This window comes from Streptomyces sp. NPDC005195 (assembly GCF_040608315.1).
GTDB classification, from domain to species: Bacteria; Actinomycetota; Actinomycetes; order Streptomycetales; family Streptomycetaceae; genus Streptomyces; species Streptomyces kaempferi.
Genome location: NZ_JBEXHZ010000259.1, coordinates 1 through 2,147, shown reverse-complemented (window position 1 = coordinate 2,147; position 2,147 = coordinate 1). Strand labels below are relative to the sequence as shown.

The window sequence follows — 2,147 nt, the reverse complement described above, 5'->3', positions numbered from 1 at the left end:
GAGTTCGAACGGATCATCCAGGAAGCGCGAGCGCGGGCCGATCAGCAAGGCCGGGCCGCATAACCAACGTCTCTACGCAACCAGGGGATTGACAATCCTTCCAAAAGATCGAGCCTCGATCAAACCCGGAACGGTTCACCCTCTTCCGCGCGGTGGGGCTTCTCGTGCAGGGCCTGCATGCTCACGCGGGTTGCTGGGTGCTGAAGGAAAAGGGAGCTGTTCAGGCTGCGGGGCAACTCCCTCCTTCGACGTCGAGATCCGCAAGGTCATCTGCAGCACGAGCGCGATCGAGAGCGTCAACGCACCCATCCGCCGAGCTGTTCGCGCCCGCGGGCACTTCCCCAACGAGGCGACTCTGCTGGCGAATTTGCCTATGTGGTCGTGGCCTGGGGTGCAAGCGCGGCGATGTGTGAGATGCGAGTCTGGCCGAGTGGGGTGCCGCTGGTCCAGGCATCGAGGCGGGTGAGGTTGATCGCGGTTGCGGTCAGGATGTGCTGGACGGCAGTTTTCGCCTGGCCGCGGTATCGGCTGCGCCGAAGGCCGAAGGCGCGGATGCCCTGGGAGATGGTGCCTTCGACGCCGGCGCGGTGGCCGTAGCGGCGGTGCCATTGCTCGGTGGCCTGCTCGGCATAAGCCGTTGCAGGAGTTCGTGCTGGTCACGGGGTCGGAGGGTGACAGTGCGGGCGGCGGTCTTGGCGTGGGTGCAGCGGGAGCGCACCGGACAGGGTGTGCAGTTGGTCAGGCTGAAAGTGAACTGCACTCGGGGATTGCCGTGCCGGTCCAGGCCGGTTCCGGACCAGGTATTGGGGTGACCCTGCGGACACGTGGCGGTCAGGCTGTCCCAGTCGACAGTGAAGGCACCAATGTCGAAGGCGTCCTCGGTGCGGCTCTGCCACTGGTTGCCCCGGTTGACCGGGCCGATCAGTTCCACTCCCTGGGCGCGGGCCTTGAGGACCTTCTCGGCGGTGATGTAGGCGCTGTCGGCGTAGTGCTCGCCGGGCAGCAGGCCGCGCTGGTCGAGTACCTCGTGGACGCGGTCGGTGGTGTCGACGTCGGCCGCGGTGGCCGGCCCGGTGGCCACGTAGGTGATCAGGTGCGGGAGATGGTCACTGCTGGCCTCGCTGATCTGGACGGTGTATCCGGTCCAGCCCATCGAGCGCTTCACGCGAAAGCGGGCGTCCAGGTCGTACGGCGAGAGGATCGCGGCCGCCCCCAGCGGGCGGCCGAGGCCCTTGTGCTCGCGCCGGTGGATGCTGTCCTGATCTCGGTAGAACTGCTGAATCCAGATCCGCCGAAGGGCCTCCACGGTGGGCAGCTGCCGCAGCAGGCTCGGGGCGCCGGAGGCGAAGATCTCCCCCAGCAACCGGTATCCGTCCGCGGCGAACTGCAGGTTCACCGTGAGACGTTCGGACTCCTCCCGCGGCAAGCGGTAGGCGTCCACCCGGGGGCCGTAGCGGGTGAACCACTCCGCCGGCGCCCACCCGGTCAGCCACGACGGTGCGGTGACCGCGACCGCTTCGAGTGCCGCGCGGACCGTCTCGCCGGCCAGCTCGAGTCGCTGCAGCGTCCGGACGGCGGCCAGCACGTGAGTGGAATCGGTCCGCTGACGACCTCCGGCGGCCACCCATCCGGCATCCTTCAACTTCTCCAGAACGGCCTCGAACAACAGGCACTCCGCGTGACCATCCTCGGCGAGCCGGGAGCGGAACTCCGAGAGCACCGAGCTGTCGAACCCGGCATCGCGTAGTTCCAGGCCCAGGAGATACTTCCAGTCCAGCCGAGAACGGACTGCGTCGGCCGCCTGCCGGTCGGTCAGTCCCTCGGCGAACTGCATCACGCTGACCAGCGCCAACCTCCCCGGCGCGAGTGCGGGCCTGCCCCGGACAGCGAACAGGGAGGCGAAGGTCTCGTCCGCGAACAGTTCACCGAGAAGGTCCCGCAGACGCATGGCCATGCATCCACGAGGGAAAGCGGCTCTGGCCACCTCCACCGTGGTCGCCGGAATCCCGCTCGGACCAGAACGCGGCCACAGAGACAACAAGATCACCCCACTGAGGTCTTCTCGGCAACGTGATAGTTGCGGTGTGTGACGGGGTGCGGGTGCCCGCTCGCGGCCTAGTTCTGCGGTGCCAGGGTGCGCAGGACAC

At 67.6% G+C, this 2,147-nt stretch carries 2 pseudogenes; one reads left to right on the top strand and one right to left on the bottom strand.

What is annotated here, in order from left to right:
* Window positions 1-244: 244 nt before the first annotated feature.
* Window positions 245-349 (top strand): annotated as a pseudogene (locus ABZV34_RS38755) (transposase); the annotation flags it as partial.
* Between the two features lie 22 nt (window positions 350-371).
* Here ABZV34_RS38755 and ABZV34_RS38750 read toward each other — a convergent pair.
* Window positions 372-1,834, bottom strand: a pseudogene (locus ABZV34_RS38750) (IS1182 family transposase).
* Window positions 1,835-2,147 lie beyond the last annotated feature (313 nt).